This window comes from Mesorhizobium sp. M0514 (assembly GCF_040321145.1).
Lineage (GTDB): Bacteria > Pseudomonadota > Alphaproteobacteria > Rhizobiales > Rhizobiaceae > Mesorhizobium.
Map to the genome: position 1 here is coordinate 35471 of NZ_JAMYQZ010000037.1, position 22625 is coordinate 58095.

General features: G+C 63.5%; 21 protein-coding genes. 14 read left to right on the top strand and 7 right to left on the bottom strand.

The window, feature by feature from the left end; genetic code table 11:
• Window positions 1-242: 242 nt before the first annotated feature.
• Both NKI61_RS16985 and NKI61_RS16990 read right to left on the bottom strand, forming a co-directional pair.
• Window positions 243-1136 carry a hypothetical protein gene (locus NKI61_RS16985; RefSeq protein WP_023733931.1) on the bottom strand — a complete coding sequence of 298 codons (894 nt, stop codon included), beginning with the start codon at window positions 1134-1136 and terminating at the stop codon, window positions 243-245.
• Window positions 1137-1380: 244 nt separating this feature from the next.
• Window positions 1381-2997 carry an AMP-binding protein gene (locus tag NKI61_RS16990; RefSeq protein WP_352840112.1) on the bottom strand — a complete coding sequence of 539 codons (1617 nt, stop codon included), beginning with the start codon at window positions 2995-2997 and terminating at the stop codon, window positions 1381-1383.
• Between the two features lie 201 nt (window positions 2998-3198).
• Between NKI61_RS16990 and NKI61_RS16995 the strand changes: the two genes are divergently transcribed.
• The 6 genes from NKI61_RS16995 (at window position 3199) to NKI61_RS17020 (ending at window position 11577) form a co-directional block, all read left to right on the top strand.
• The gene (locus NKI61_RS16995; RefSeq protein ID WP_031262237.1) at window positions 3199-4320 is read left to right on the top strand and encodes a KamA family radical SAM protein; all 1122 of its coding nucleotides are present in this window, start codon (window positions 3199-3201) and stop codon (window positions 4318-4320) included.
• Window positions 4321-4470: 150 nt separating this feature from the next.
• Window positions 4471-8280 carry a methionine synthase gene (gene metH / locus NKI61_RS17000; protein WP_352840113.1) on the top strand — a complete coding sequence of 1270 codons (3810 nt, stop codon included), beginning with the start codon at window positions 4471-4473 and terminating at the stop codon, window positions 8278-8280.
• Between the two features lie 131 nt (window positions 8281-8411).
• Window positions 8412-9011: a BA14K family protein gene (locus NKI61_RS17005; RefSeq protein WP_023733936.1), complete on the top strand. Its 600-nt coding sequence runs from the start codon at window positions 8412-8414 to the stop codon at window positions 9009-9011.
• Window positions 9012-9098: 87 nt separating this feature from the next.
• Complete coding sequence (locus NKI61_RS17010) at window positions 9099-9416, top strand: DUF2934 domain-containing protein (RefSeq protein WP_023733937.1); 318 nt, start codon at window positions 9099-9101, stop codon at window positions 9414-9416.
• A 263-nt stretch (window positions 9417-9679) separates the two neighbouring features.
• A complete protein-coding gene (locus tag NKI61_RS17015) occupies window positions 9680-10687 on the top strand; it encodes a hypothetical protein (RefSeq protein ID WP_023733938.1) in 1008 nt (335 codons plus the stop codon).
• The gene (locus NKI61_RS17020) at window positions 10636-11577 is read left to right on the top strand and encodes a class I SAM-dependent methyltransferase (RefSeq protein ID WP_198029702.1); all 942 of its coding nucleotides are present in this window, start codon (window positions 10636-10638) and stop codon (window positions 11575-11577) included. Before NKI61_RS17015 ends, NKI61_RS17020 begins: the two co-directional genes overlap by 52 nt.
• Before the next feature lie 8 nt (window positions 11578-11585).
• On the opposite strand, the gene NKI61_RS17025 is transcribed toward NKI61_RS17020, so the two are convergent.
• Together NKI61_RS17025 and NKI61_RS17030 are read right to left on the bottom strand one after the other, a co-directional pair.
• Window positions 11586-13544: a tripartite tricarboxylate transporter permease gene (locus NKI61_RS17025; protein ID WP_352840114.1), complete on the bottom strand. Its 1959-nt coding sequence runs from the start codon at window positions 13542-13544 to the stop codon at window positions 11586-11588.
• Window positions 13544-14596: a Bug family tripartite tricarboxylate transporter substrate binding protein gene (locus tag NKI61_RS17030; RefSeq protein WP_023733941.1), complete on the bottom strand. Its 1053-nt coding sequence runs from the start codon at window positions 14594-14596 to the stop codon at window positions 13544-13546. The genes NKI61_RS17025 and NKI61_RS17030 overlap by 1 nt, the downstream gene beginning before the upstream one ends.
• 210 nt (window positions 14597-14806) lie before the next feature.
• Between NKI61_RS17030 and minC the strand changes: the two genes are divergently transcribed.
• The 8 genes from minC (at window position 14807) to NKI61_RS17070 (ending at window position 21116) form a co-directional block, all read left to right on the top strand.
• Complete coding sequence (gene minC / locus NKI61_RS17035) at window positions 14807-15646, top strand: septum site-determining protein MinC (RefSeq protein WP_352840115.1); 840 nt, start codon at window positions 14807-14809, stop codon at window positions 15644-15646.
• Between the two features lie 49 nt (window positions 15647-15695).
• Window positions 15696-16511: a septum site-determining protein MinD gene (gene minD / locus NKI61_RS17040; protein WP_023670342.1), complete on the top strand. Its 816-nt coding sequence runs from the start codon at window positions 15696-15698 to the stop codon at window positions 16509-16511.
• Window positions 16508-16780, top strand: coding sequence for a cell division topological specificity factor MinE (minE, locus tag NKI61_RS17045; RefSeq protein WP_023684809.1), 273 nt, complete (start codon window positions 16508-16510; stop codon window positions 16778-16780). The genes minD and minE overlap by 4 nt, the downstream gene beginning before the upstream one ends.
• Window positions 16781-17049: 269 nt before the next feature.
• Window positions 17050-17472, top strand: coding sequence for an ArsR/SmtB family transcription factor (locus NKI61_RS17050; protein ID WP_352840116.1), 423 nt, complete (start codon window positions 17050-17052; stop codon window positions 17470-17472).
• Entirely contained in the window at window positions 17469-18005 is a 537-nt protein-coding gene (locus NKI61_RS17055) for an SRPBCC family protein (protein WP_023684811.1), read from the top strand. The genes NKI61_RS17050 and NKI61_RS17055 overlap by 4 nt, the downstream gene beginning before the upstream one ends.
• 168 nt (window positions 18006-18173) lie before the next feature.
• Window positions 18174-18755, top strand: coding sequence for a dihydrofolate reductase family protein (locus tag NKI61_RS17060; protein ID WP_352840117.1), 582 nt, complete (start codon window positions 18174-18176; stop codon window positions 18753-18755).
• Between the two features lie 158 nt (window positions 18756-18913).
• A complete protein-coding gene (locus NKI61_RS17065) occupies window positions 18914-19795 on the top strand; it encodes an EamA family transporter (protein WP_352840118.1) in 882 nt (293 codons plus the stop codon).
• A gap of 145 nt (window positions 19796-19940) precedes the next feature.
• Window positions 19941-21116, top strand: coding sequence for a hypothetical protein (locus tag NKI61_RS17070; RefSeq protein ID WP_352840119.1), 1176 nt, complete (start codon window positions 19941-19943; stop codon window positions 21114-21116).
• Window positions 21117-21308: 192 nt separating this feature from the next.
• Here the strand turns inward: NKI61_RS17070 and NKI61_RS17075 are convergent, their stop codons facing one another.
• From NKI61_RS17075 to NKI61_RS17085, 3 genes are all read right to left on the bottom strand, one after another.
• Window positions 21309-21407 carry a hypothetical protein gene (locus NKI61_RS17075; RefSeq protein ID WP_023684816.1) on the bottom strand — a complete coding sequence of 33 codons (99 nt, stop codon included), beginning with the start codon at window positions 21405-21407 and terminating at the stop codon, window positions 21309-21311.
• A 58-nt stretch (window positions 21408-21465) separates the two neighbouring features.
• Window positions 21466-21564 (bottom strand): hypothetical protein, encoded by a 99-nt coding sequence (locus tag NKI61_RS17080; RefSeq protein WP_023670351.1) that lies wholly within the window; start codon window positions 21562-21564, stop codon window positions 21466-21468.
• Between the two features lie 285 nt (window positions 21565-21849).
• Window positions 21850-22625: DinB/UmuC family translesion DNA polymerase (locus NKI61_RS17085; RefSeq protein ID WP_502899899.1), on the bottom strand; the 776-nt coding region annotated here is incomplete at its 5' end.

The following is a 22625-nucleotide window of genomic DNA, read 5'->3' on the forward strand; positions in this document are numbered from 1 at the left end:
GAAGACCTTTCCAGGACAGTAGTCCTTCGGTCGACCATAGTAGCTAAAGCTTAAATTTGAGCTTCGAGACGAATCCGAGAACAAACGGTAAGCTTTTGGTTGCCAGGGTCCAGCCGAAATCTGAATGACTGTCCGAAAGTAGGACGCCAGGTTGCAGAGTTCTGCAACCCAGCGGCGAAGTCATATTCGCCTCAGATTGCAACAAGCCGCCTGATCTTGCCGCGCGGGCCCTTGCGGGAGGCTTACTTCCCAGCCATTTGATCGGCCAGCGCCTGCGCCTGGGCGAGCAGCGCCGGGAAAGCCGGGTCAGCCGGCAGGCGCTGCGCCATGCAGGCCCGGTAGTCGCTGTCGCCCTTGTCCCAGGCGGCGTTGGAGGACTCGAACGCTTTTTCGTCCTTCAGGTCCGATGCCTGGTAGGCCTCCTGGAATTTCTGCGCGGCGGCGTCCGCAGCAGCCCACACGGCGTCGCAGGCGGCGAACTTCGGAACGGCAGGGGCTGCCGGCGCTGCGACAATTCTCACGCTGTTGCCTTTGACGAGCGTAACGATGACTTCCTGCTCGTAGATCGGCCCGACGTCCTGCGTCCAGCCGCCGAGCCGTGCGAAGGCGATGTCGGCGCCTTCGGGCTTCTTCAATGGAAAGTCGAGTGTTCCCTCGAAGGCGGCGTCGCTGTTGATCGCCTGGGTGTAGAAGGCATCGAGCTTAAGCGCCTCATCGATGCCGGCGGGCAGTTTGAAACTCTCGTCGGTCTCGGCGGTCCTGGACTGGAGCCAGCGCTCCAGCAGCCCTCGCGTCGTTGCCACTAGGCTGGGGCCGTCGTCGCCCTTGGTGTATCGCAGCCCATCGAGCATGCCATAGCCGATATCGGAGTCGCTGAGGCTTTCGATATTGATTGTGCCGGTTGGCGGAAAGTCCTTGACCGCCAGCGGCCCGATAATGCCGGCAAGACGCTGCTGGAGGTCGGCCAAGGCCTTCTCGTTCTCAGCGTCGATGGTCTCGATTGCCGCGTTCGCGCTGTTCAGCGCCGCGATATCAGCCATCGCCTTGTCACGCGCGGCGACATAGTCGTCCTCCGGCGAGGCCGCGAAAGCCACGCTGCTCACCAGCGCAAACAGAAACGTCCAGACCCACCGCATGATATAAACCCTGCTCTACGTTCGATTCCAAGGATACATGACAACATTGGGCTGAAAAAAGACGGCGTTGGAGCTGCAGATCTCTCCCCTTGATGGGGAGATGGCCGGCAGGCCAGAGGGGGTCGCCGCGCGTGAAGCGCTGACTCCTTTTGCAGCGCGAGACGACGTTAGCGCTTCACGCGCAACGACCCCCTCTGTCGCCTTCGGCGACATCTCCCCCTCGAGGGGGGAGATTGGCGCCTAGTCACGCCTTGCGCTTCTCCACCTCCGCCTTCCTCAGCAGGAAGCGCTGGATCTTGCCGCTCGGGGTCTTCGGCAGTTCGGTGATGAACTCGACCTCGCGCGGGTAGGCGTGCGCCGACAGCCGTTTCTTGACGTGCTGGGCAAGCTCTTCGGCGAGGTCGGGGTTGCCCTTGTAAGCCGGCACCAGCACGACGAAGGCCTTGACGATCTCTGTGCGCTGCGGATCGGGTACGCCGACCACGGCCGCCTCGTTGACCGCCGGATGCTCGATCAGCGCGCTTTCGAAGTCGAACGGGCCGATGCGATAGCCGGCCGAAGTGATGACATCGTCGGCGCGGCCGATGAAGGAGACCGAACCGTCCGGCTCGTACTCCACCGTGTCGCCCGTGCGGTAGTAGCCGCCCCTGATCGCCGGCGTCTCGGCTTGGTGATAGCCGTCGAACCAGCGCAGCGGCGACTTCGCGATGTCGACGGCGAGGATGCCGGGCTGGTTGGGGCCGAGCTCGTTGCCGGCCTCGTCCAGTACCACCATGCGCGCGCGAACGACATGCGAGAGCCCATGATGGTTGTTGACCATCATGCCGTTCTCGGTCTGGCCGTAATGGTCGTGAATGGGCGCGGCGAGATTTGCGTCGAACCAGCGGATGACTTCCGGGTTGAGCGGCTCGCCGGCGCTGCTCACCACGCGCAGTCTGCCTTTGACGCGGGCCGCAGCTTCCGCGCCTTCCGCCATCAGCAGGCGATAGGCGGTCGGCGAGCCGGCAAGGCTGGTGACGCCGAGCCGCTCGATGATGTCGTAAGTGCTCTTGGCGTTGAAGGCGCCTTCATGGAAGGTCGTGGCGATGCCGAGCTGCAACGGGCCGGTGATGGCGTAATAGAGGCCGTAGGCCCAGCCGGGGTCGGCGATGTTCCAGAAGATGTCGTCGGGCAGCAAGCCGATCGCGTCACGCATATAGGCGCCGAAGGCGAGCAGGGCGCGGAGCGGCACCGGCACGCCCTTGGGCAGGCCGGTCGTTCCCGACGTCGACATCATCATGAACAAGTCGTCGCCCTTGCGCATCACCGGCTGGCAGTCGGGCGAGGCGGCGGCAAGCGCGGCGCGGAAATCGATGTCGCCTGCAGGCAGCACATCGCCATTGCCAAGAATGGTGGCGATTTGCGCTGATGTCTCGACCTCGTCGAGCTTACCGCGATCGGCCGGGTTGGTCACCACGATCCTGGCGCCGCTATAGCCGAGGCCGTGCTCGATGGCTTTCGGACCGAAGGCGGTGAACAGCGGCTGGTAGACCGCGCCGATGCGCCACGTCCCGAGGATCAGCGCCACCAGTTCGGGGACGCGCGGCAGCATGCCGGCGACGACATCGCCGGCACCGACGCCGGCGGCCTTGAGCACATTGGCGGCGCGCCCCGACATGTCGGCGAGATCGTCGAAGATGAATTCGCGAAGCTCGCCGCCGGCCGAGATCGCGCGCAGCGCCAGCCGGTCTTCTCCGGTGTAGCGGCCGCAGCATTCGACATAGGCATTGATGCCGGTTCCAGGGTTGCCATACAACCGCGCGATCTCATCTTCGATGCGAAAGCGCTGAACGGCATCCTCATAACGCGGCATTTTGCTCATGGCGATCCTCCCTAGGCGGCGCCCATCTCCCCTTGGAGCGCCTTATCGGTGAGATTGCCTGAAATTGCTGCGCTGGTCGATTACGGCGATAGTCGGGGGATGCGAAGGATCGCAGCGCAGCGACAATCCGCGCCGAGCCACTGCTGTTGACCGAACCGTCCATCCGGCCGATAGCACCGCCAGAATTGCCCCGAGGCCCCAATGACCCCAGACTCAACTTTCGATGACGCGGCCATCGCCGACGAAGGACGCGATGCCGACACCGCCTGGCAAAACGACATCCGCGCGGGCGTGCGCCACGTCCGCGATCTCGCCTCCCTGCCGCTGTCACCCGCCGAGCGCGCGGCGGCGCAGGAGGCGGTCGTACGCCACAAGGTGCGTGCCCCCAAAACCTATCTCGACCTGATCGACTGGAACGATCCCGCCGATCCGATCCGCGCCCAGGTCATTCCATCGCCGGATGAGCTGACGGAAACGGAAGGCGAGCTCGACGATCCGATCGCCGACCATGCCTTCAGTCCGGTGCCGCGACTGACGCACCGCCACGCCGACCGCGTGCTGTTGTTTGCGACCTACCAATGCGCGGTCTATTGCCGCTTCTGCTTCCGCAAGGAATCCCTGACCTCGATTGGCCGCGGCTATACGCGAGAAGCGCTCGAAGAGGCTTTTGCCTATATCGAAGGCCATACCGAAATCCGCGAAGTGATCCTGACCGGCGGCGATCCGCTTTCGCTGCCGGACAAGGCGCTGGCTGAAATCCGCGCCCGCATCGAGACGATCGCGCATGTCAGGCTGCTGCGTATCCACACGCGCGTGCCTGTCGTACTGCCCGCGCGCATCACGCCGGGGCTGGTTGGCGCCTTGCAGGGCCGGCTGATGGTCACAATCGTCACCCATTTCAACCATGCGCGGGAGATCACGCCGGCCACCGAATTGGCCTGCCGCGTCATGCGCCAGGCAGGCTTCGTGCTGCTCAACCAGAGTGTCCTGCTCAAGGGCGTCAACGACACGGTCGAGGTGCTGGAGGAACTCTGCCGCGAACTGATGTACCGGCTCGGCGTCAAACCCTATTACCTGCACCACGGCGACCTCGCGCGCGGCATGGCGCACAGGCGCACCACGATTGCGCAGGGACAGGCGCTGGCCGGCGCGCTGCGCGCCCGCCTGTCGGGCATCTGCAATCCGGTCTATGTGCTGGACCTGCCGGAAGGCGGCGGCAAGGTGCCGCTCGGGCTATGCCATGTCGAGGGACGGGACGGGCAGGATTGGCGCATCCGCGGCCAGGATGGCGAGGTGAGGGTATATCGGGACGTGGTGGTGTAGGCACGGCGCAGCGGCGACGATGACCGCCGCCGTCACATTGTCGATCGGGATGACCATCGCACCAAACTCTCGCCACTACGCGTTCGCCTGCATTCCGTATGTTGACATAAAGATATCCTTATGTGATGGTTGTCGCCTCAAGGATAAAAAATGTCGCAGAATTCTGCATCGCTGGACGCATTGTTCGGCCCCGTCGCGGCAAAGCCCGATGGGTCCGAAGTGCTTGCGGCGCTGACGGCAGCGGCACGCGAGCGCATCCTCATCCTCGACGGCGCCTTGGGCACGCAGATCCAGGGTCTCGGCTTCGACGAAGAGCATTTCCGCGGCGAGGCTTTCGCGGGCTGCGCCTGCCACCAGCAGGGCAACAACGACCTCTTGATCCTGACGCAGCCGAAGGCGATCGAGGAAATACATTATCAATACGCCATCTCTGGCGCCGATATCCTCGAGACCAACACCTTCTCCTCGACCTCGATCGCCCAGGCCGATTACGGCATGGAGGATGCCGTCTACGCGCTGAACCGCGACGGTGCGCGGCTGGTGCGTCGGGCAGCGGTGAGAGCACAGCAGGAGGACGGCAAACGCCGTTTCGTCGCCGGCGCGGTCGGGCCGACCAACCGCACCGCCTCGATGTCGCCCGACGTCAACAATCCCGGCTATCGCGCCGTGACCTTCGATGAGTTGCGCCTGGCCTATGGCGAGCAGCTGCGCGGCCTGATCGACGGCGGCGCCGACATCATTCTCATTGAAACCATCTTCGACACGCTGAACGCCAAGGCGGCGATCTTCGCCTGCAACGAGATTTTTCTCGAAAAGGGCGTGCGCCTGCCGGTGATGATTTCCGGCACCATCACCGATCTCTCCGGCCGCACGCTGTCGGGCCAGACGCCGACCGCCTTCTGGCATTCGGTGCGCCATGCCAACCCGTTCACCATCGGCCTCAACTGCGCACTCGGCGCCAACGCCATGCGCGCGCATCTGGCCGAAATTTCAGGCGTCGCCGACACCTTCGTCTGCGCCTATCCGAATGCCGGCCTGCCCAATGAATTCGGCAGATACGACGAGAGCCCGGACTTCATGGCCGCGCAGATCGAGGATTTCGCGCGCGAAGGGCTGGTCAATGTCGTCGGCGGCTGCTGCGGCTCGACGCCGGAGCACATCCGGGCGATTGCCGAGGCTGTCAAAAAGTATCCGCCGCGCGCAATTCCCGAGATCGAGCGCAAGATGCGCCTGTCCGGGTTGGAGCCGTTCACGCTGACCGACGAGATCCCCTTCGTCAATGTCGGCGAGCGCACCAATGTCACCGGCTCGGCCAAGTTCCGAAAACTGATCACGGCGGGCGACTATGTCCCCGCGCTCGACGTGGCGCGCGACCAGGTCGCCAATGGCGCCCAGATCATCGACATCAACATGGACGAAGGCCTGATCGATTCGAAAAAGGCGATGGTCGAGTATCTCAATTTGATCGCCGCCGAGCCTGATATCGCCCGTGTCCCGGTGATGGTCGACTCCTCGAAATGGGAGATCATCGAGGCCGGGCTGAAATGTGTGCAGGGCAAGCCGCTGGTCAACTCCATCTCGATGAAGGAAGGCGAGGAAGCCTTCCTTCATCACGCGAAGCTGGTGCGGGCCTACGGCGCGGCCGTGGTCGTCATGGCCTTCGACGAGGCCGGCCAGGCCGACACCAGGGCGCGCAAGGTCGAGATCTGCACCCGCGCCTACAAGCTGCTCACCGAACAGGCCGGCTTCCCGCCCGAAGACATCGTCTTCGACCCCAACGTCTTCGCGGTCGCCACCGGCATAGAGGAGCACGACAATTACGGCGTCGACTTCATCGAGGCCACCGGCGAGATCACCGCCACGCTGCCGCATGTCCATATCTCGGGCGGCGTCTCGAACCTGTCCTTCTCGTTTCGCGGCAACGAGCCCGTGCGCGAGGCGATGCACGCCGTGTTCCTCTACCACGCCATCCAGCGCGGCATGGATATGGGCATCGTCAATGCCGGCCAGCTCGCCGTCTACGACACGATCGAGCCGGAGCTGCGCGAAGCGTGCCAGGACGTCGTGCTCAACCGCGCGCCCAGGGCCGGCGGCACCGCCACCGAACGCATGCTGGAGATCGCCGAGCGTTTCAAGGGCACCGCCGGCAAGGACGCCAGGGAGCGCGATCTCGCCTGGCGCGACTGGACAGTCGAGCAGCGGATTTCCCATGCGCTGGTCAACGGCATCACCGAATTCATCGACGCCGACACCGAAGAGGCGCGGCTTGCGGCCGAGCGGCCTCTGCATGTCATCGAAGGCCCGCTGATGGCCGGCATGAATGTCGTCGGCGATCTGTTCGGCGCTGGAAAGATGTTTCTGCCGCAAGTGGTGAAGTCGGCGCGCGTGATGAAGCAGGCGGTGGCCGGATTGCTGCCGCACATGGAGGCCGAAAAACTGGCCAACGCCGCCAATGGCATCGACAATGGCGAGCGCCAGACGGCCGGCAAAATCCTGATGGCGACTGTAAAGGGCGATGTCCACGACATCGGCAAGAACATCGTCGGCGTCGTTCTGGCCTGCAACAATTACGAGATCATCGATCTCGGCGTCATGGTGCCGGCGGCGAAGATCCTGCAGACGGCTCGCGAGCAAAATGTCGACATCATCGGCCTGTCCGGCCTGATCACCCCATCGCTGGACGAGATGGTGCACATGGCCGCGGAGATGGAGCGCGAAGGGTTTGACATTCCGCTGCTGATCGGCGGCGCGACAAGCAGCCGCGTGCACACGGCGGTGAAGATCCATCCCCGCTACTCCAGGGGACAGACGGTCTATGTCAATGACGCCAGCCGGGCGGTCGGCGTCGTCTCGTCCTTGCTGTCGAACGAGACCAAGGGCGGCTACGTCGACACAGTGCGGGCCGAGTACAAAAAGGTCGCCGACGCGCATGCCCGCTCCGAGGCCGACAAGCAGCGGCTGCCGCTGGCAAAGGCCAGGGCCAATGCGCACAGGGTGGACTGGTCCGCCTATGAACCGCCGAAGCCGTCCTTCACCGGCGTGAAAGTGTTCGAGAACTGGGACCTGACTGAGCTCTCGCGCTACATCGACTGGACGCCGTTCTTCCAGACCTGGGAGCTGAAGGGGCGTTACCCCAAGATCCTCGACGACGAGAAGCAGGGACCGGCGGCACGCCAGATTTTCGAGGATGCGCAGGCGATGCTGACAAAAATCATCGCGGAAAAATGGTTCGCGCCGCGCGGCGTCATCGGCTTCTGGCCGTCCAATGCCGTCGGCGACGACATCAGGCTGTTCACGGATGAGGCGCGCTCGCAGGAGCTTGCCACTTTCTTCACGCTGCGCCAGCAGCTGACCAGGCGCGACGGCAAGGCCAATGTCGCGCTGTCGGATTTCGTCGCACCGGCCGACAGCGGCAAGCCGGACTATATCGGCGGCTTCATCGTCACCGCCGGGAGCGAGGAGGTGGCGATATCAGAGCGCTTCGAGCGCGCCAATGACGATTATTCCTCGATCATGGTCAAGGCGCTGGCCGACCGTTTCGCCGAAGCTTTTGCCGAGCGCATGCACGAGAAGGTGCGCAAGGATTTCTGGGGCTATGCATCAGACGAGACGCTGGCGCCGGATGAACTGATCGGCGAGCCCTATCGCGGCATCCGCCCCGCGCCCGGCTATCCCGCGCAGCCCGATCATACCGAGAAGGCGACCTTGTTCCGGCTGCTCGACGGCGAGCGCAATGCCGGCGTCAGCCTGACCGAAAGCTATGCGATGTGGCCGGGCTCGTCGGTGTCCGGCATCTATCTCGCCCATCCCGAAAGCTATTATTTCGGCGTCGCCAAGGTCGAGCGCGACCAGGTCGAGGATTATGCGCGCCGCAAGGACATGCCGCTCGCCGAAGTCGAGCGCTGGCTCGGCCCAATCCTCAACTATATCCCGGTGGATTATGCGGAGGCGGCGGAGTAGGCGGCGGCGCTCTGGCCGGCTCGACGAATCCGGACGCGCAAGGTCGGTCAGACCTTAGTCCGTCGCGCTCACATCTCTGGAACAAGCGCTGATGTCCCGCATTCTATCAGCAGGGACAGAAGGAGTGTCGAATGAAAGCCGTTCTCGGATTGGTCGGCGGCTTCGTGCTGACCCTGGCGGTGTTCAGCAGCGGGCTGGCCTTTGCCACTTGGCTGCTTGCCGCCAAGCCCCCGCGCGAGGCAAGACCCACCGTCAGCGTGGCGGAGCTGTGGACCCGGAAAGCGCTTCCGGTCAACAAGGGGGCGCAGGACTTTGAACGTCTGCCGGCCGAGCAGCCCGCGCCTGCGGACATCGCCGTCATGGAACCGGAGCAGGACAAGCAGCAGCCCGATCCCGCCGTCACCGGCGCTATCGCGCCGGTCGAGCTGCCGCCGCCGCATCTCGCCTGGTGCGTCAGCCGCTACCGCTCCTACAACCCTGATGACAACAGCTACACGTCCTATAGCGGACAGCAGCGCACCTGCGTCTCGCCCTATCTCGGCGCCGAGCGCGCCGCGCCGCGAGCCCCTGAGGCGCGTGCCACGGAGGCAAGCTATGTCGTGGGCGCGGGCGCCTACGCGGCCACCAGCGGCGACCATGTCGAATCCTGCTTCAGCCGCTATCGCTCGTACCGTCCGGAAGACAACAGCTACCAGCCATATTCCGGCGGGCCGAGACGGCAATGCGAGTAGCCAGCGCGAAGGGCGCCGCGAACGATTGCGACCGCGCGATTTCTGGGATCGTTCGGATCGCCCTTAAGGCCCAGGGGAGGAACCACTATGAACGACGACAGGCATCATAAGATACAGCAGCGCGCCTACCAGATCTGGGAGCGCGAAGGCACTGGCGACCCCGAGCACCACTGGCACCGGGCCGAGGCCGAAATCGACCGCGAAGCAGCCCTGCCGCTGACCGCTGACGACGCCCTGCCGCGCGAGATCGCCAGCACCGACGTCCTGACCGTCGAGGAACTCGCCGTGCGCACCGGCATATCGGGCGACGAGGCGCAGGAGTTGATCGACAGACTGGGCACGGACCGCGCCGCAGTTGAGCAGGCGGCGAGGGGGATTGAGGGGAAGCGGCGGGCGACGTCCTGATCGGAGGGCTAGGACGATCTTTCAGAGTGTCTTGTTGACACTTATCACTTTGGCAGTCGCGACAGAGGCCGTCATTTCTGACAGCTTTGCGCCCAAATTGATCCGTGCTGGCCATAGCAACATCCTTAAGCGGACGGTGCCGACGCCGGCGAAGCAGCCCAGATGCCGCGATACGAAGTGCCAACCACTTCGCGGCACCAGCGTGCCTGTAGACACTCTCGCCACTTTCTCTATACGACGTCGAGACGGGGTGGCGAGCAACGATGATCACAGTGTTGGTGCACGAGTTGAATCAGACGCCGATGCGGCGGCTGATTTCGTCGGCAGGGCACTTGTTGCCGCTTTTGCGCATGGAAACCTATCAGTCAGTCTTCCGCCGGCTAAACTTTCCCGCGGGTACCTTGGTTTTTACGGATTTTGAGTATCTGAATGGCATGGAAATGATGGCGGCGGCGGATATTGCCGAAGCCGCAAAGCGCGCCGACCCTGATGCTCGAATTCTAAACCATCCCGCGACTGTCCTGGAGCGGTTCGCCCTGCTCCGCCGGCTTCGTATTAGAGGAATCAACCCGGTCGAAGTATCGCGTCTGGAGCAGGATGAGCGACCAACCCGTTACCCTGTTTTTATCCGGATGGAAGATGGCTTTTGGGGGCCGGAAACCAAGCTTCTGGAAAACCCACGCCAACTTGAAGAGGCGATCGCCGTGCTCCAGGGCAACGCCAAGCCGATGAAGCGGCGCATCGCCGTCTCCTTTGAAGCCGATCGCGATTCGAACGGCTACTATCGAAAGTATGGCGCATTCCGCATTGGGGACGCGATTGTGTCCCAGCACATACTTAGGTCCGTCGACTGGAACGTTAAGTCATCGGCAAGCAGCACCGACCCGGATTTCGTGCGCGAGGAACTCGCCTTCGTAAAGGACAATCCGCACGCAGAGGACCTGCTTCGCGCCTGCAATACGGGCCATATCCAGTTCGGCCGCGTGGACTACACGTTGCGTGACGGCGCACTGGTGATATTCGAGGTCAACCCCAATCCGACTTTTCCGAAGTTCAAAGATGGCGCAGCCGCCCGTGAGGAACGACGTGGCCACATCATCGCAGCGTTGAAAGTTGCATTCGAGGCCATCGACAGTTCCGGCACCGGGAGAATCGACTTCCTGCCTTCAGCCAGATCTTACCAATTCATTCAGTCGGGCCGCTGGATATGGCCAGTGAGATGGCTTTGGAGAACAAGAATGGCCCGGCGAAGGAAGATGCATTCGCAATGAACGGCCCGCGAGAAAGCCCACCGGCAGGGCAACGGATCTCGATTTACACCGACGAACCACTCACGCAACTTGCCCGTTTTTCGTTTGATTGGGCTGAGGTGCTGTGTGACCCGAGCCATGGGTGCAGGCCCTACCATCGCACGTGGAGCATGATCCGCCTGCTGGAATCGAAAGGTGCCAAGCCGGCCGGCGGGGGGTTCTTTGGACGTGAATTGGCTGCCGTGGCCCAGGAGGGACGCTGTCGGATTCTCCTGTCGGGCGCGGCCGACACCGGCCTGGCGGCAATGGTTCTGGGCCAAACGAGGCCGGTCGGCATCGAGCCCGAATTTGTGCTGATCGATCGCTGTGAAACGACGGTCGAACAGAACAGGCTGTTTGCCCGCTCCGCCGGTTTTGCGCTCGAGACCCACCGCGCCGACATTCGCGGTTGCGACTGTGCGCCGGTGCAGGCAGTTGTCGCGCATAGCGTTCTTAATTTCTTCGACCGCAGCGCACGCCAGCAGGTGGTCGACAGTTGGGCGCGTAGTCTCAAGCCTGGCGGACGCCTGCTTCTCTCCCAGAGGTTGCTATCGGAAAAAGACCAGCCGAGGGGGCCTCGCGGCAGCGCTGAAATCGGCCGAAGGCTTTCGACCATCGAGAAGGCCGCCGTCGCGGCGCATTTTCCTGCCGCTGCCGTGGCGGAGCTGAAGACGGCCGTCGAAGCGCTCTGGGGTGAACCGCTGCATGAAGATCGCACTACATATTCAGACCTTGCGGATATGCTGAAGCAATCCAACCTGACGATTATCGGCTCGGAGCAGCATCATACCGGGAAAAGCGTTTCCCCGCTTGCCGCTGCCGACAGCGTCCAGACAATTCCAAGATACGAAATCGTCGCCGTCAGGATGTAGCCCGACCACTAGAATAAGTGCGACATCGCAGAAGCGGGAAGGTCGATAGCGGCTATCCGATCGAGATAAAACCAGGTCGCCACTGCGACCGCAACCGAGGTGCAAGATGCCAGTGTCGCCGACTTCAAGGTCAGCTTCTGACCGGCTGCAATCCATATCAGGGTAAACAGGGATAGCGCCGCCGGGAGGCCCGCCAGCCAGACAGCGGCCGGCAACAGGAGCATCATCATCAACGGCACACGATGGCTTTCCGGGATCGTATGGGTCCGTTCGCCTCCCTGTTTCGCGTGGCCAACAAGCGAGATCGTTTGCACAAGGGCGACCGCGAGCATCGCAAACAGACAACACCAGGCCACGGCCTGCGCGAAGATCGAATAGCCTGGCTGCCCTTGGAGCGATATCGCTGCCATCACAGCGCATCCACCGGTCAACAGCCATGCGACTGCGGCATCGGCACGCTTTGGCTTGACACGTCGCGGCGGCAAAACACCACCGCGCACGATCCATGCGAGGGAAAGCGCGATTATGACCATGATCGTCAACGACGCCGGCCGTTGTAGAGGGTTCAGCCTGCCGACACGGGCCAACTCCACACTGAGCGCCAGGTTTCGCTCGATGAAGCCGCCCAGGACGAATGATATGACAAAAGGAATTTGCGGCCAGGCGAGGCGCTTCAGCATGTAGCCGGCCAGCCCGAAAGCGACGGCTACGTACAGATCGATCAGCAGCCCGTTTAGCTGCACGATCGTCACGAAGCTGACGACAATGATCGGGAGCGCGATGCGGTCGATCCTGAGAGCAGTCAGGCGCGCAAAATATGGTGTCAACGCCAATCCCACTGCGGACGTCAGCAGGTTCGACAGCAGCAGCGCGGTAATCAACGTGAACGTCAGGGGCAAGCCGGTCGTCAGCATCGGTATGCCCGGAACGATGCCGTGTACCGTCAGGACTGTCAGCAGGATCAAGCCGCCCTCGCTGCCGGGAAGGCCGAAGGCAACGGTCGGCAGAAGCGAGCCTCCGTCCTTCGAATCGACGGCCGCTTCCGGCGCAATGATGCCCCTGATGTCACCAGATCCGAACCTTGAGCGCTGGTCCTTGGGGGTTGTCTGGATCGCCTGCCCGTAGGCAACGAAGCTGGCGACCGTTCCTCCAACACCTGGAATGATGCCGACCAACACGCCGATGGCCGACGATCGCATTGTTAGTCCCCAATGACAAAAGACAGCAAGCATACCGGTCCAGATCGAGTCGTTCGCGTTTTCCAGGCCAGCCGCTTTTTCAAGCTGCAATCTTTTTCGCCACGAGATGATTTCAGAAACGGTGAAAAAGCCAAGCAGCAGCGCGACCATGTCGACGCCGTCGAAGAGAGCGATGCTCCCAAACGTCCAGCGTGGTTGGCCATAGGTCGGATCAGTTCCGACAAGACCGACCAAAAGCCCCAGCAGCGCCATCGCCAGCGCTTTCAGACGGGACGCGCTTGGAACCGCAATGATCGTCGACAGGCCCCATACGCCCAGCAGCACGTATTCAAACGGTCCGAATTGCAGGATGAACGGCCGAATGATCGGCATGAGCGCTATGAGGACGAGGACGCCAAAAACCGATCCGACGGCCGAGGCCGTTGCCGCGGCGGCTATCGCGGTGCGAGGCAGGCCGGCCCTGGACATCGGATGGCCGTCGAGCAGGGTTGCCGCGCTTGGCGCGTTGCCAGGTATGTTGAAGAGGATAGCCGTTATAGATCCCATGAAGGTCGCGCCGCCGGTCAGGGCGCCAAACAGCAACAACACCGATACCGGATCCCAATGCACGGTTGCGACCAGCAGAAGGGTTGCAAGGCTGGCGCCGCCAATCCCTGGAAGAAAGGACGTAGCCATGGCAACCAAGGTGCCAAGCACCGGGATCAGTATGTTCGGCCAGGAGAATACATTGCCCAGTCCAGTGCCGAGGGCAGCCCAATATCCGGTCATCAGCGCGTTGCTCGCGCATCCCGCTCGAGTTCCGGGTGTTTTTTCAGATACGCTTCCGCCTCGTGGAAGGCACTGAGCATATCGTTGATCACGATGACGGTCTGGTCGGCGCCGCGCGGTTCGATTGGACGTTTCTGAGCTTCAAGCGCCACCTTGAACCCATCGCTCTTAACCGCGGCGGAGACGGCGTCACGAAGACAACCTAGCGATTTCTGCTCCATGTCGGCAGGGGCAAAAAATCCCCGCGCTGTCGCCGAAGCTTTCGCGACGGCGATGGCCAACCGCAATCGCTCTTCCTGCTTCTCCTTGGAAAGGCCTTGGCTGCGCTGCCACACCAACCCTCCTTCGCCCGCCAGGAAAGCCACGCCTGGCGCGTTCGGGTCAGGTCCCTCCGTGAGAACCAGACCGACTTTGGCCTCGCCTGCGGCGGTCGAGCGCAAGCCTGTCGTCAATGAATTGGATGTCATATCGCCTTCGCCACGCAGGAGCGCGGACATGAGTGCGCCGCTGCCTTCATAGCCTGAGACCACGTCGACCTTGATATCGAGGAGGTGCGCGGTGAGCACTATCGGCAGGATGCCGGCTTCAAACGATGAAACCGACGCGACCAGATGTTTGGCGCTTTGCAAATCGACATCGTTCCGAACGATCCACGCTTCGGGATCGATGTGAATCAGTCCTATCGGATTTAGCCGATTGATCCAGTTGTCGACGCCAGCCGGAATGTCACCTTGCGAAATTATGTCGGAGACGCTTTCAATCATAAGGACCAGTTCGTCGGACGGCGCATTGGTTACACGCTTTAGCGCCGCAAATCCGCCTGCCGCGGGCATATTCACGACCCTGACATCGAGCTCGGTCGTGCTGGCAAGGGCCGGCGCAAATGCACGGGCATAGGTATCATAGCCGCCGCCGGCAGCGTTGGGGACAACGAGGGTGATTCGCCGGCCGGCGTAGGTGGTTGCGCAAGCGATCTCGCCGGCGCTTGCCGCGGACGGCAGGTAGATTGCCGCGGCGGTGATTGCCGCCAACGCCACACGAAAGAACTTCATCTCGCCAAGCCCCAGATTTCACCCAGTGGTGATACTTTAGATAGCCCTTGCAACGCCAGCGTTGTTCCTTAGCAATCGCGCTTAGTTTCGTGAATGTCGCGGTCTGTGTCGCCAATTGGCGTCCGATCTGCCATGCGGTTATTCAGTTCATTAACCTTTCATTAACCATACCACCGGTAGCGTTTACCTCTCAGTAAGGAATCGCCCGCCGTGACCTTTGCCGCTCCCCTCGAGGCCAAGTCCATTCGCTTTCGCGCCCGCTCCTTCGTCGCTTTCACGCTGACGCCGGAGGCGCCTTTGGATGTTTGGCTGGAGAGCCTCGATCGCTGGGTCGGCAATTCGCCGGGCTATTTTGCCGGGCGCCCGGTGGTGCTCGACCTGAACGTGCTGAAGCCCGATGTCGTGGCCATCGAAGCGCTGGTCGATCTACTCGGCCAGCGCGGCATTGGCATCTATGCCATCGAGCTCGACGGCGGCACTGAGCTTGGCGCGCACCTGCCGCCGGTGCTGGTCGGCGCCAAGGAGGCGACCACCGACGGGCTGCTGCAGCCGAGCCGCAAGGCGGGCAGGGCGGAGGACGCCACGCCGGCAGGCGATACGAAGGCGGCCGGTGACATCAAGACAGAGGCCGGCGATTTGAAGGCGGGCGATTTGAAGACGGGCGATCTGAAACCGGCGAGCGATGCCAAGACGCAGCCTCGAGACACCAAGGCCCCGGACGCCGGCACGTTGATGATCCGCTCGCCGATCCGTTCGGGCCAGCTGATCTTCCATCCGCATGGCGACGTCATCGTGCTGGGCTCCGTCGCCTCCGGCTCCGAGATCGTCGCCACCGGCTCGATCCACGTCTATGGCACGCTGCGCGGCCGCGCTTCGGCAGGCGCTCAAGGGAACACGGCGGCGCGTGTCTTCTGCCGCAGGAACGAAGCCGAACTTCTCTCGGTCGATGGCTGGTATTGCACGGCCGAGGAGATGGACCCGTCAGTCCGGGGCAAGCCTGTGCAGGCATTTCTCGAAAACGGCATGCTGCGCATCGCCCCTTTCAGCTAATGCGTCTCGCCCGACAACGACATAACGAACAACAACGGAGGCTTTATTGATGGGCAAGGTAGTGGTGGTCACCTCGGGCAAGGGGGGCGTCGGCAAGACGACCTCTACCGCGGCTCTGGGGGCGGCGGTCGCCAAGACCGGCAAGAAGGTGGCGCTGGTCGATTTCGATGTCGGCCTGCGCAACCTCGATTTGATCATGGGCGCCGAACGCCGCGTGGTGTTCGACCTCGTCAACGTCATCCAGGGCTCGGCAAAGCTGTCGCAGGCGCTGATCCGCGACAAGCGGGTCGAGACGCTGTTCCTGCTGCCGGCCTCGCAGACGCGCGACAAGGATGCGCTGACCGAGGAGGGCGTCGCCGAGGTCATCGGCAAGCTGCGCTCGGTGTTCGACTACGTCTTCTGCGACAGCCCGGCCGGCATCGAGCGCGGCGCGCAGCTCGCCATGCGCTTTGCCGACGAGGCGGTCATCGTCACCAATCCGGAAGTGTCGTCGGTGCGCGATTCCGACCGCATCATCGGCCTGCTCGATTCCCGCACCTTGCGCGCCGAGGAGGGCGAGCAGATCGCCAAGCATGTGCTGGTCACGCGCTATGATGCGGGACGCGCCGCGCGGGGCGAAATGCTGTCGATCGACGATGTGCTGGAGATCCTGTCGGTGCCGCTGCTCGGCATTATCCCCGAGAGCCAGGATGTGCTGCGCGCCTCCAACCTCGGTTCGCCGGTGACGCTGTCGGAGCCGCTGAACGCCGCTGCCAAGGCTTACATCGACGCGGCCAAGCGCCTCGAGGGCGAACAGCTGCCGGTCATCGTGCCCTTCGAACGCAAGGGCTTCCTCGATCGTCTTTTGGGAAGGAGGGCGGCATGAACCTGCTCGACATCTTCAAGCGGCGCACCAGCGCGCCGGTGGCGCGCGAACGGCTGCAAGTGCTTCTCGCCTATGAGCGCCGCAACCGCAGCCAGCCCGATCTCGTCTCCATCCTGCGCGAGGAGATCATGGCGGTGATCGCCAAGCATGTGCAGATCGACCAGGATTATCTCCAGGTCTCGATGGACCGCGGCGAGACCATGTCGACGCTGGAGATCGACATCCAGATCCCCAACAAGAGCGCGGTGCCGCTGGCGATGGCGGGGTGAGGGCACTTTACCCTCCCCCTTGTGGGGAGGGTCGATCCGCAAAGCGGATCGGGATGGGGGTCTGCGCGGACCTCCGCCATCTTGGGTTCCTCTCCCAGACTTCGTGAGGGAAGAGGAAATCCACATCCCCCACGGTCAGCGCTAGTACCCCCGCCCGGACCTACGGTCCGACCTCCCCACAAGGGGGAGGTAGGGGGCCAGCGCCTCTCCCCAAAAAACATTCAACCAACTAGTTGACTATCTAAAATCTCGCCTCTATATTCAACTACATGGTTGAATTAGAGGCGCCCCAGATGGACCAGGTTTTTCACGCCCTCGGCGACGCCACGCGCCGGAACATGCTTAACCACCTCGCCGGCGGCGAGCGTACGGTGAGCGAGCTGGCTCAACCCTTTGCCATGTCGCTGGCCGCCGCCTCCAAGCACATCAAGGCGCTGGAGCATGCCGGGCTGATCCGGCGCGAAGTGCGCGGGCGCACCCATGTCTGCCGCCTCGAGGCCCGCCCGCTGGCCACCGCCTATCAGTGGCTCGGCCAATACGCGCGTTTCTGGAACAGCCGCCTCGATGTCCTCGAACAGCTTTTGCGCGAGGAGGCGGGGCGCAAAACGTCGACGACGCCGGCACCGGCAAATCCAGAACCATCGAAGCCGGAATCACCCAGGCCAACACCTTCCAAGGGAGACGACCGATGAACCAGATGAACAGCTTCGACGGCTACGCCCAGCTGATCCAGCCGGCCACTTTGAGGATCGAACGGCTTTTGCCCGGAACCAGGGAGCGCGTCTGGGAATATCTGACGCAGAGCGACCTGCGCCGCCAATGGCTGGCGGCCGGCGACATGGAGATGGAGGAAGGCTCTTCCTTCGAGCTGGTCTGGCGCAACGACGAACTGACCGACCCGCCCGGCGACAGGCCGGCCAGTTTCAGTGGCGGCGAACAGCGGATGCACAACCAGATCGTCGAGTGCGATCCGCCTCGCAAGCTCACCATCACCTGGAACGGCAGCGGCAATGTCACCTTCGAATTGGCGCAGCGCGGCGACGACGTCCTGCTCACCCTGGTCCACCGCCGCCTGCCGGACCGCTCGAGCCTGATGATGCATGCCGCCGGCTGGCACGTGCATCTCGACCTCCTGGTTGCCCGCGTGGCGGCCGAGAAGCCCGAACCGTTCTGGGACAGCTTTAGCCGTATCGTGGCGGAATACGACCGGCGCCTGCCGGCCTGACCTGACCTAACGCATCGCCCGGTCCAACCGGGGGGCACCATCGATCCCTTGCGCCGGATGCCGTCGCAAGGGCCGGCGAAACACGCGCCATCGCCAGACACCGCGGCGCGTCATCGGAAGTGAAACCAAGGCAACGTGCTTGCATCCCGCAAGCCCGAGGAGGAAGTCATGCGTAAATTGATCACCGGAATGAAGATCTCCATCGACGGCAAGATGGAAGGCCCCGAAGGCTTCGCCGACTGGGTCGACAACTGGTCGGAGGAATACGGCCTGATGCCCGAGATCGACGCCTGCCTGCTCGGCGGCGTCATGTATGCCGGTTATGAGCGCTACTGGAGCGCGATCCAACAGAACGAGCCGGACCAGCCATTGCCGATGACCGGCAGACTGGTCGACCCGGCCGAACTCGAATGGGCGCGCTTTGCCGCGAAAACCCCGCACTATGTGCTGTCGAACACCATGACTTCGGCCGCCTGGGCCTCGACGCGCTTCCTGCGCAGCCTCGACGACATCGCGGCGCTGAAGCGCGAGCCCGGCAAGAACATCTATCTCATGGGCGGCGCCCGCCTCAGCGCCAGCCTGATCGAGGCGGGGCTAGTGGATGAAATGCGGCTCATTGTCTATCCGCTGCTCGCCGGCGACGGCAAGGCGCTGTTCGGCACGGTGCACGCCCGGCACGGACTGGAACTGCGCAAGGCCGAGGCGCTTTCGGATGGACGTGTGAGCCTGGTGTATGGGCTGGCGAGCTAGCCTCTTTTCCTCTCCCTCGATCGACGGGGGAGAGGAAATGCGTCGGCGTTCGCCTTCCACGTCTTGCCCCATCAACAGTCTGCCCGTGCCACACGACAGCCAGGCCTATTATCCATATCTCGGGCCACGCTGCGGCGCACCGCGCGGAGGGACTGGAATTGACGTCGACGCCGATTGCCGCAGCTGAAGCGAAGGCCTTGCCGATCGGCGCGTTGCTTGGCGCAATGGTGTCGATCCAGATCGGCGCCACCTTCGCCAAGGGCCTGTTTCCGCTGATCGGCGCCAATGGCACCACGGCGCTGCGGCTGGTCGTGGGCGCGCTGATGCTGGCGGCGGTGCTGAGGCCGTGGCGGGTGCGGCCGTCGCGCGCCGTGCTGCCCTGGCTCATCGCCTACGGCGTCAACCTCGCGGCGCTGAACCTTTTGTTTTACGCAGCGCTCGCCAGAATCCCGCTCGGCGTTGCGGTGGCGCTCGAATTCTCCGGCCCGCTGCTTGTGGCGACGCTGTCGTCCCGGCGCGCCACCGACTTCGTCTGGGTGGTGCTGGCCGTTGCCGGCATATTGCTGTTGTCGCCCTTCATCCACTCCGGCAGTTCACTCGACCCGGTCGGCGTGATGCTGGCGCTGGCCGCCGGCGGCTGCTGGGCGCTCTACATCGTCTTTGCACAAAAGGCGGGCGCCGAGCTTGGCAGCCAGACCACGGCTTACGGGCTGGTCATTGCCGCTGCTCTCGCCCTGCCGTTCGGCCTAGCCGACGCGGGTACCGGCCTGATCGCACCCGCGATCCTGGTCAGCGCGCTGCTGGTCGGGCTGTTCTCCAGCGCCTTGCCGTTCTGGCTGGAGATGGTGGCGCTGACCCGGATGCCGGCCAGGCTCTACGGCACGCTGACTTGTCTGGAGCCGGCGCTGGGCGCGCTGGCCGGCTTCCTGTTCCTGCACGAGACCCTGAGCCCGCTGCAATGCGCGGGCATCGCCGCCGTGGTCGTCGCCGCCTTCGGCGCCGCGCTGACCACGAAGCCGCCGGTGCCATCGCCGGAATAGGTGCCTGAAATGGGTATGTGACGCCGATGCCGTGGTCCGCCGGTCCCGTGTCCGGTTGCTCAAGCGCCTGCAGCATCGATATATGGATCGATGTATGTGCAGGAGATCCAGATGAGCAGGGCCGACAGCATTGCTTGAGCCGTCCGTGATCAAGGCAATACTCCTTGTCGGGTTCGCCGCTGTCGTTGCGGCTCTCGCCTGGCGGCTGGCGCGGTCTCGTCTCAGAGCCCGGCTTCGTGAAGATCCGGCCAACGACTACGCCGTGCGCCGGGACTGGTCGGGCAACCACGGCAAGCTCAATCATTCGTCCTTTGTCTATTTCGATGCCGATCGCGACGGCCGCTACGGGCTCGGCGACCGCCCGATGGCCGGCATCATGGTCAGACTGCATGATGGCGACGGCCGCTTCGTCGCCGCGGCGCGGAGCAACCGCGGCGGCTTTGCCAATTTCCTGGCGTCGGCGAAACGTCGGGCCGCGCCCATCCATGTGCCGGGCAGCTACCGCTTCACCGTGTCGGTTCCGCCCGGCTGGCGCTCCAGCAGCGCCAACGAGGTCCAGTCGCAGCACCTCCGGCCGCTGCCGGGCTCGCCCACCGGGCTGGCCTCGGAAGCAATGCTGCAGCCGGTCGGCCTGTTTGCGATACGCCGGCTCAGCGGCCGCGTAGCGGACGGTGCTTCGGCGAGCATCTCGGTGATGGCGAAAGGGCAAGAGGTGGCGGTGCATCCGCTAAGTGCTGGGGCTGGCTTCCGCCTCGATCTGCCCGATGACGCCGACGCGATCGAAATCACCGGCGGTGGCATGGAACGACGACTGGCCTTGTCGGCCTACCCGACCGAGCTCGGCCTGCTGTCGCCCGAGAACGCGGCTGTCGACAGCGCCGCGTCCTTGCAGGCCATCGGTTTCGACGATGTCACGACGCGCGGCCTGCGCAAGGTGCCGTCCGGTTATGCCGGGTTGACCTGGTTCAACCTGAACGCACTGGCGCGCGATCATACCGAAGGCAGCGAAGGCTACGTCAACGGCAATATCTCGGGAGACCATGTCTGCTATACGAGCAGCGGACACCCGGCCGAATTCTCGAGCGACAAACCGTTCGGGTTCCATTCCGTGATGCTGACAGCGGCATGGTTGAAGTCCGAAGGCGAAACCGCACTGGTCGAGAGCTGGCTTGGCGACCGGCTGATCGCCAGCGACACGATCGTCCTGTCGGCACTGGCGCCCGTCCACTACGCGCCGATGCTGGCGGCGGTGACGCGCGTGCGCCTCTCCACGAGCCACTATTGGCAGCTCGTGCTCGACGATCTGGTGGTTGTGCGCTGAAGCGTGTCGCGATTAATCGGGGTGAAAGGGTTTATCGCGGATTGGAAGCACCGTTCGCGGTGACCTGCGAGAGCTTGCCTTTTTTGACCAGCACCGGTTTCAGATAGGTTTTCTTCATTTTCCACTCTCCACGTCGGGCACCCAAAGCCCTGTTCCCGGCCAGACGGCACAAGGCGTCCGGATGATCGGCTGCTAGACTGCGACCGGCCCGGAGCCGTTACCATTGTCGGCTGTAACCTGCGAGAGCTTGCCCTTCTTGACCAGCACCGGCTTCGAATAGGTCTTCTTCATGCCGCATCTCCAGTGTCAGGCGAGGCCGCCAGATCAGGCGACAGCCGACTCAACGACTTCACTCGATCGGGCCGGAACCCGCTCCATTGGCGAGCGCCGTAACCTGCGAAAGCTTGCCTTTTTTGACCAGAACAGGCTTCGAATAGGTTTTCTTCATAGTGAATCCTCCAAGCTTACGCGATAATGCCAGACGGATCGGCACTGTCAACCTTCGCGGCCTCGCTGTCCCATCCCGGTTTTTCTTGGCGCCGATGCGCTAACTGCAAGTCCACCTTCATCGACAAAGCGTTGTTCTTGGGCGTGCATGGCGTGGCCGGGTTGCGGTGCGAAAAATGTCCGAAACTGCGGCGGGTCTGGCCTGGTTGGTCGGCCTGCTCAAACAGAGCGGCAATGCAGCGCGGAGGGGTCCAGCCTAAACATTGGCCTTGCCGTCGCGCCGCACTCACAGTTCCTTCTCCGCCAGTTCGCGGAAGGCATCGGGAACCGAGCGCCGGGCTTCCAGCGCCACGGCGCCATAGCCGACAGCCTCTCTGCCAAAGCGCTGGCGGATCTTGTCGATGGCGCTATCGGCGCCAAAGCGCGCCAGGCCTTGCCTGCTGCCGGGCCGCTGCTTTTCATCGGCAAGCCCGAGCGGCAGCTCCAACTGTAGCTCGACACTTTCTTCCAGCTGCGACACCGAGATCGCCAGCAACGAGATGGTCTTCTCCCGAGGGTTGGCGGCCAGCACGCCGCGCACCAGCTCCCCGGCGATTTCGGCCAGCATCGCGGTTGCCGAAATCGGCTGCTCGAGCGTCAGCGAGCGTGTGACAGCGTGCAGATCGGCGAAACGCACGCGCACCGTCACCGTGCGCCCGGGCCGTGATTTCGCCCTGAGCCGGCTGGCGACCCGGTCTGCCAGATGCAGCAGGACGGGTCCGAAGATACGCGCCTCGGCCGGCCGTCTGCCAAGCGCCGACTGCGCGCCGGCGGAATGCGACCGCCTGTGGGTTTCGAGCTTTCGCGGGTCGCGGTTCCATGCCAGCCACGACAGCTTTTCGCCGGCGGCGGGCCCGAGCAATCTTCGCAGCGCCCCACCATGCGTCTTTGCCAACTGGCCGATGGTCTCGATGCCGATCTCGGCCAGCCGCGCTCTGGTCGCCGGGCCGACGCCCCACATCAGCCCGACCGGCAGATCATGCAGGAAGGCAAGTTCGGTGTCCGGATCGACCACCACCAGCC

What these genes read in the sequence shown, in the direction of transcription:
- NKI61_RS17055 (WP_023684811.1), top strand. Translation starts at nt 17,469, where the DNA reads ATGAACCAGATGAACAGCTTCGACGGCTACGCCCAGCTGATCCAGCCG.
- NKI61_RS17080 (WP_023670351.1), bottom strand. Translation starts at nt 21,564, where the DNA reads ATGAAGAAAACCTATTCGAAGCCTGTTCTGGTCAAAAAAGGCAAGCTT.
- NKI61_RS17005 (WP_023733936.1), top strand. Translation starts at nt 8,412, where the DNA reads ATGAAAGCCGTTCTCGGATTGGTCGGCGGCTTCGTGCTGACCCTGGCG.
- NKI61_RS17025 (WP_352840114.1), bottom strand. Translation starts at nt 13,544, where the DNA reads ATGACCGGATATTGGGCTGCCCTCGGCACTGGACTGGGCAATGTATTC.
- NKI61_RS17060 (WP_352840117.1), top strand. Translation starts at nt 18,174, where the DNA reads ATGCGTAAATTGATCACCGGAATGAAGATCTCCATCGACGGCAAGATG.
- NKI61_RS17075 (WP_023684816.1), bottom strand. Translation starts at nt 21,407, where the DNA reads ATGAAGAAGACCTATTCGAAGCCGGTGCTGGTCAAGAAGGGCAAGCTC.
- NKI61_RS17030 (WP_023733941.1), bottom strand. Translation starts at nt 14,596, where the DNA reads ATGAAGTTCTTTCGTGTGGCGTTGGCGGCAATCACCGCCGCGGCAATC.
- NKI61_RS16995 (WP_031262237.1), top strand. Translation starts at nt 3,199, where the DNA reads ATGACCCCAGACTCAACTTTCGATGACGCGGCCATCGCCGACGAAGGA.
- minE (WP_023684809.1), top strand. Translation starts at nt 16,508, where the DNA reads ATGAACCTGCTCGACATCTTCAAGCGGCGCACCAGCGCGCCGGTGGCG.
- minD (WP_023670342.1), top strand. Translation starts at nt 15,696, where the DNA reads ATGGGCAAGGTAGTGGTGGTCACCTCGGGCAAGGGGGGCGTCGGCAAG.
- NKI61_RS17020 (WP_198029702.1), top strand. Translation starts at nt 10,636, where the DNA reads ATGGCTTTGGAGAACAAGAATGGCCCGGCGAAGGAAGATGCATTCGCA.
- NKI61_RS17015 (WP_023733938.1), top strand. Translation starts at nt 9,680, where the DNA reads ATGATCACAGTGTTGGTGCACGAGTTGAATCAGACGCCGATGCGGCGG.
- NKI61_RS17010 (WP_023733937.1), top strand. Translation starts at nt 9,099, where the DNA reads ATGAACGACGACAGGCATCATAAGATACAGCAGCGCGCCTACCAGATC.
- NKI61_RS16990 (WP_352840112.1), bottom strand. Translation starts at nt 2,997, where the DNA reads ATGAGCAAAATGCCGCGTTATGAGGATGCCGTTCAGCGCTTTCGCATC.
- NKI61_RS17050 (WP_352840116.1), top strand. Translation starts at nt 17,050, where the DNA reads ATGGTTGAATTAGAGGCGCCCCAGATGGACCAGGTTTTTCACGCCCTC.
- metH (WP_352840113.1), top strand. Translation starts at nt 4,471, where the DNA reads ATGTCGCAGAATTCTGCATCGCTGGACGCATTGTTCGGCCCCGTCGCG.
- NKI61_RS16985 (WP_023733931.1), bottom strand. Translation starts at nt 1,136, where the DNA reads ATGCGGTGGGTCTGGACGTTTCTGTTTGCGCTGGTGAGCAGCGTGGCT.